The sequence below is a fragment of the Methanospirillum sp. genome (assembly GCF_035406105.1).
Classification (GTDB): domain Archaea; phylum Halobacteriota; class Methanomicrobia; order Methanomicrobiales; family Methanospirillaceae; genus Methanospirillum.
Genome location: NZ_DAONKG010000158.1, coordinates 1 through 5877, shown reverse-complemented (window position 1 = coordinate 5877; position 5877 = coordinate 1). Strand labels below are relative to the sequence as shown.

8 protein-coding genes and 2 pseudogenes are annotated in these 5877 nt (G+C 40.8%); 4 read left to right on the top strand and 6 right to left on the bottom strand.

What is annotated here, in order from left to right; all coding sequences use genetic code 11:
- Both PLA23_RS09690 and PLA23_RS09685 read left to right on the top strand, forming a co-directional pair.
- Positions 1-304: pseudogene (locus PLA23_RS09690) on the top strand (sodium:solute symporter family protein); the annotation flags it as partial.
- Between the two features lie 90 nt (positions 305-394).
- Positions 395-2203 (top strand): KUP/HAK/KT family potassium transporter, encoded by a 1809-nt coding sequence (locus PLA23_RS09685; RefSeq protein WP_324329635.1) that lies wholly within the window; start codon positions 395-397, stop codon positions 2201-2203.
- Positions 2204-2217: 14 nt separating this feature from the next.
- Here PLA23_RS09685 and PLA23_RS09680 read toward each other — a convergent pair whose 3' ends face one another.
- Both PLA23_RS09680 and PLA23_RS09675 read right to left on the bottom strand, forming a co-directional pair.
- Positions 2218-2457 (bottom strand): hypothetical protein, encoded by a 240-nt coding sequence (locus tag PLA23_RS09680; RefSeq protein WP_324329633.1) that lies wholly within the window; start codon positions 2455-2457, stop codon positions 2218-2220.
- A 1-nt stretch (position 2458) separates the two neighbouring features.
- Positions 2459-3139 (bottom strand): molybdopterin-dependent oxidoreductase, encoded by a 681-nt coding sequence (locus tag PLA23_RS09675; protein ID WP_324475028.1) that lies wholly within the window; start codon positions 3137-3139, stop codon positions 2459-2461.
- Between the two features lie 285 nt (positions 3140-3424).
- On the opposite strand from PLA23_RS09675, the gene PLA23_RS09670 reads away from it, so the two are divergent.
- On the top strand, positions 3425-3901 hold the full coding sequence (locus PLA23_RS09670) for an alpha/beta hydrolase (protein WP_324475027.1): 477 nt from the start codon (positions 3425-3427) through the stop codon (positions 3899-3901).
- Here the strand turns inward: PLA23_RS09670 and PLA23_RS09665 are convergent.
- The 4 genes from PLA23_RS09665 to PLA23_RS09655 form a co-directional block, all read right to left on the bottom strand.
- On the bottom strand, positions 3885-4088 hold the full coding sequence (locus PLA23_RS09665) for a hypothetical protein (RefSeq protein WP_324329626.1): 204 nt from the start codon (positions 4086-4088) through the stop codon (positions 3885-3887). The genes PLA23_RS09670 and PLA23_RS09665 overlap by 17 nt on opposite strands.
- A gap of 559 nt (positions 4089-4647) precedes the next feature.
- On the bottom strand, positions 4648-4761 hold the full coding sequence (locus PLA23_RS13820; RefSeq protein ID WP_502883619.1) for an SDR family oxidoreductase: 114 nt from the start codon (positions 4759-4761) through the stop codon (positions 4648-4650).
- Between the two features lie 14 nt (positions 4762-4775).
- Positions 4776-5138: an SDR family NAD(P)-dependent oxidoreductase gene (locus PLA23_RS09660; protein WP_324475025.1), complete on the bottom strand. Its 363-nt coding sequence runs from the start codon at positions 5136-5138 to the stop codon at positions 4776-4778.
- Positions 5114-5323: an SDR family oxidoreductase gene (locus PLA23_RS09655; protein ID WP_324329641.1), complete on the bottom strand. Its 210-nt coding sequence runs from the start codon at positions 5321-5323 to the stop codon at positions 5114-5116. Before PLA23_RS09655 ends, PLA23_RS09660 begins: the two co-directional genes overlap by 25 nt.
- A 285-nt stretch (positions 5324-5608) precedes the next feature.
- Here PLA23_RS09655 and PLA23_RS09650 point away from each other — a divergent pair.
- Positions 5609-5782, top strand: a pseudogene (locus tag PLA23_RS09650) (winged helix-turn-helix transcriptional regulator); the annotation flags it as partial.
- Positions 5783-5877: the final 95 nt, after the last annotated feature.

Sequence of the window (5877 nt, the reverse complement as noted above, 5' to 3'; positions counted from 1 at the left end):
TGCATTTTTGATCTGGATGGGGATTGGTATCATGCTGTCAACATTTGCTGTCCCGCTTCTCGCAGGATTATACTGGAGACGTGCGACCAGAATGGGGGCAATTGTCAGTATGGCAGCAGGACTGGTTGCAGCAGGAATATTTGGGGCTTATTACCAGTATGTGGCAAAGCTCCCACTTCACTTTAGTTTTTATGCCGTTCTGATATCCTGTATTGCAATGATCATCGTCAGTCTGTGCACGAAACCAACAACAGAAAAAGTTCTTGATGAGACAAAAACCGGATGGTTCATCCGTTGCCGCTGATTATTTCTCTTCTTTTTTGGATATGAGCTGAATTGGGACCTACTGATCGGGAACTATTAACTGAATAGTAAAGAGAATTATATGTAACAAATGAACCCTCCCTCAAATACATCAATAATCAAAGCTGCAGGACTCGTATTTGGCGATATCGGGACCAGCCCCATTTATACGCTCGCAGTTTTGTTTCTCTTTCTTACTCCCTCTTCTGAAAACATCATGGGAGCGATATCACTCATTTTCTGGACTCTGATAATCATGGTAACCATCCAATACACTTTTCTTGCTATGCGACTATCAGAGACTGGTGAGGGCGGTACCTTGGTATTGAAAGGAATTCTTATTCCATTATTAAAACACCCAAAAGGGGTTGCAGCCTTTACTCTGCTTGCAACTTTGGGGATCTCATTGATGATAGGAGAGTGTGTTATCACCCCTGCAATCTCAATCCTGTCTGCTGTTGAGGGAATACGACAGATACCCGGATTTGAGTTTATATCCCAGGACTGGCTTATTTTCCTTGCGATTCTTATTGCTCTTGGATTATTTCTCTTTCAAAAACGAGGAACTGAAGGTGTATCACGAACCTTCGGTCCGATAATGGTGATATGGTTTATAACCTTATTCATCACCGGTGCAATTTCGGTCTTTTTCACGCCAGAGATCCTTCTTGCATTAAATCCCTGGTACGCCATACATTTTTTCATACAAAACGGGCTTCATGGGTTTTTTTCATTATCTATGATAGTACTGTGTGCAACAGGAGCTGAAGCATTATTTGCCGACATGGGCCACCTAGGGCGTGAGCCGATACAATATGCCTGGGCTTTTGTATTTGTGGCAGTACTATTTTCATATCTTGGTCAGGCTGCATTTTTATTGCGGCATACTGATGTGACCAATCCATTATTTGAGATGGTTTTTACCATATCACAGATTGCATACATCCCGTTTCTCCTCCTCATGATCATTGCCACAATTATCGCATCCCAGGCAGTAATTAGTGGCATATTTTCTATCATTTATCAGGCGATCACCACTCATCTTCTGCCGATGCTGCCGGTGGATTATACCTCTGATGAACTCAGAACCCAGATTTATATCAATACCGTAAACTGGCTTTTATGTTTTGCCGTTATCTTTGTTCTGCTTATCTTCCAGTATTCAGACCGGCTTGCAAGCGCCTATGGTCTTGCAGTAACCGGCACCATGTCTATCACCGGTTCATTCATGATTGCCATATTCCTTCACCGTCGAAAATTTTTCTATATGGGAATAGCAATCCTGGTGACCTTTGTAGATATTATGTATTTCCTCTCAACAGTCTCAAAGATCACGCATGGCGGATATCTCTCTCTGGTTATCGCTTCTATCCCGTTCTCAATAATTATTATCTATACATCCGGACAGCGTGCCCTGTACAAGGCTATGAAACCAATGGGGCATGACCAGTTTATCAAAAAATATACCCGTGCCTATAAGACGGCGCGTCATCTGAGAGGAACTGCCTTATTTTTTGCCCGGTCACTTGACCAGGTTCCTGCATACATCTCACGGACTATGTTTAATAATGAAATTATATATGAAGAGAATATTATCATCTCACTTGACATCAAAGATGAGCCGTACGGGTTTTCATGGAGATTTGATAAATCGATAGAACCAGGACTCTCTCATCTCTCAATCAGTTACGGGTATATGCAGATTATAGACCTCATGCGGATCATTCGTGAAGCAGGGATTGAAGAGAAGACTATCTTTTATGGTATGGAAGAGATCGTAACCCGTAATATTATCTGGAAGATATTTAGCGCAATAAAAAGACTTTGTCCATCATTTGTGCAGTATTACCGGTTACCTTCCCATAAAGTCCACGGAGTAGTTACTCGGGTTGAACTCTGATTTTTCCATATTTCTCACATATCATTTTTAATTCGTACCATTTTCCAGTTCAGCCATATATGGATGGTACAGAGGATACAAAAAGGCCCCCATAAAAATGAGTGAATACGGTAAGAAATGAATTTGGAAAAAAGACCAAAGGATAATGGAGTAATAATCCCTGGTTCTGTGATTCCAAGACCGGTGATGATCATCAAAACCGTACAGGCAATAAGGGCATATGCAACCTGGATCTGTAACTCTCGTCTGTTCATATCAATCAAAAAACCCCTTGTTCAGATCTCCGTCCTGTGAAAAACCTCTGCTTTCCCAGTACCCGCGATATTTATCATTGTCAGATATCTCAATTCGTGTTATCCATTTTATCCATTTATATCCCCATTTATCTTCTGCTACCAATTGAAAAGGAAATCCGCGTTCGATTGGTAAGGTCAGATTATTCATCCTGTATGCCATCATAATTGGATTGTCCATGACATATGAAAGGGGAAATGAGGTAGAATACCCGTCATATGCATAAAATATTATTGTATTTGCTGTGGGTTTTACTCCTGCATATCGTATCAGGTCGCGAACCAGTATCCCCTCCCATAAAATAATTACATCCCATCCTTCCACACAATTCAGTTTGACAACTTTTTTGTAAGAAGGAAATTTTTCGATGATATCCTGATATGAGAAAGAAATAGTCCGATTTACTAATCCTGATACCTCCAGCCGGTAATTATCCCTTTGTATTATCTGCGGTCCTTTTATAGAATTTTCCCGAAAATCATGAAACGAACTGAGGTCTTCACCTTCGTAGTTACGGATCTCAACAGAGGGGAGTGTCGGTGATGAATCAAGTGAGACTGAACCTGGTTCCAATAATGTATATAACCAGAATCCTCCGATTCCGACAATAAGAAGAAAAAAGATGACAGGTCTACCATTCATGAGATTTACTAAGGATTGTGAATATTTGAATATATGGGGGATTTACGAGGTATATGAGAGCCCTTTTGTACGTCAGTTCTGAAACAGATAATTTATTGCCGCTTATGTCAAGATATGGTATCGAGGTGATATGTCTATGTGCACCGTAGGCGGACCTGTTGATATTGACTTTGATGAAGGTATAAAACCAAAGAATTACAAGTGTAAAGACTGTGGTGGGAGTTTTAGTACCTTAGGCAAGAATGTTCGCTGTCCAACGTGTGGCTCTGATAACTGCGTTCCGGCATGATCGCAGAACTCCTGGATGGTTATCTCTGTATTCAAAGCAGACGGTCTTTTCTTCTGATTGGAAGGGTTCTCTCCCCGTTTCATCTTTTTATTGAAACTACCGGCGATGAATATAGCCAGTATCTTGAGGTCGGAGATCTGGTTGTTGTGTCCGCACCGGAAGGTGGAGAGATTGGTCATGCGATGATTCTTCTGGAACTAATCAGGGAGTATCATGCTCCCCTGCTTGTACTCCCCAAAGGTCATCCTGGTAGTAAACGTCTGACCATGGTTGTGTCAGCTGGAGATATTATTGAGATAAACTGTTCAATTCAGCGGGGTACTCACCCAGAACAACATCTCCTCTGTGGCTCAGAAGATATGGCAGGGGTTGTTCTGAAACGATCTGATAAAGCAGTTGAGATTTCAGGAGGAGATCATCTTCATCTGTCTGTCCAGTCACTTGACCGTATGATGATTACTTCTCTTCCCTGACTGGTTCTTCACCTTTGAAAATATTGGCGAAACCTTCTGAAATACTTTTTATTTTTCTTTTCTGATTATAGAGCACGATGCTGGTGTGAAAGTAAATAATACCAAGGATAAGAATTAAATCGATTACCCCGACCAGGGCTACCGGGAGATTGAATCCAAAATGTGAGAGTGCATAAGCATCTATCATGGGAACCATAAGGATTCCTACAAGAAAACAAAGAATCCCTGTTATTATAACCATTACATCATTAAAATTCATAGTATAATGTTTATTTGTTGTATAAGATATAGTAATTATAGGGTAATGACGGGATGCGAAAGATCCCTGATGAACCAAAAACGATACCTTTTCATAACTTATCATTTTTTATAATTTGAAAAAAAGGATTATTGGCTCAATTTGTGTAAACACGTCCGTGCATAATGTTTTTCTTATTCAATCATCTATGCAGATGATCAATGCAGTCGATCAAGAGATTGACTTATTCATCACAAAGATGGAAACAGATTTTATCAAAAACCTACAGATAGTTCAATCCTCATTAGCATTCCCGGTATTCAACTACAGTCTGCATCAGCTATCCTTGCAGAGAAAACTTTGGAAGGACGCAATCCGGATGTTTCAAAAAGGGGATATAACCACCTGATTATCTTTATTTCTGGGGATACCCAGATCCTATTCGGCATTAACCTGGATAACCTGATATCCTGCATGAACTATAGATTGTGAGAACAATTCTTCATACCTATTTTTCAATACAATATCCCCCGTCCACATAGAGAGTTGTACCGTTGATGTAATCTGAAGCATCAGAGAGGAAAAACTGTACTACTTTTGCGATGTCCTCAGGTTCTGCTATCCTCCCGACAGGAATTAGAGCCTCCGATTGTTCTCGTATATGAGGATTATCAAACGAAGCATTGTCATACCGGTTCTGGTGAATCCAGGAGCGACTGAGTTGACACGAATATTGTACGGAGCAAGATCCAGTGCCATTGCAGACGTCAAAGCTATTACGCCTCCTTTGGCTGCGGCATAGTCTGCCATGTTTTTCCGTAAGATCCGGGAGCGTATGCAGCTGATATTTACAATCCTCCCTCGTTTTTGATTCATCATGACACGGCAAACATATTTGGTGACAAGAAATATTCCGGTGAGATTCGTTTCCATCACCTTGTTCCATTCCTGTATTTCTATATCAAAAAAAGGCTTTAGGAAGAAAAAATCCCGGCACAATTCACCAAGGCATCAACCTTGCCAAACCGGGTGAACACATCATTCAATGCTGCAGAAATGGCATCTTCTTTCCTGACATCTACGATATAATGCCAGTAATTCTCCATAGGTGGTGAATCGGCTATATCCCATCCTATTACCATCGCCCCCTGACTGTGTAAGAGATCGACACATCCTTTTCCGATTCCAGAATGGCCCCGGTGACAATAACCACATTATCATTACCCATGGTACATAATTTTTGTTTACTTGTTTAAAAATATCTTGAATATATTAATTTTATCGCGATTTTCCCAGTCTCCTTCCCTTCTTCAGATTTCATGTATAATCAAATTACGAGAGGGATTTTCTATACAACCGGGTAATTGATGCGTATCAGGCCCCTTTAAGCTCTCTTCAAGGAAAAATAATATGGGCTTAGTGCCTCTTGACACTTTATTAAAATGCTATTCCGAGTATTCCACCACAAACGTGAGCTAGAGCAGGACGGAATCATCAAACGAAAAGTGTACAAACAGGTTCCTCCGAAAGTTGAGTATTCACTGACGCCCCTTGGTAAAACCGTAATTCCTGTTCTGGATGCTTTATGTGATTGGGGCATCCAGCATCATGCAAGACAGCTTTATGGCCTGATACCTAACTAAACAATAATCAGTGTTACTGATCAAGAATACAAAACTAGTCACAAATCGATACCTTTATATATTTTCGGCGCCGCCCTACGGTGAGCACCGTCGGG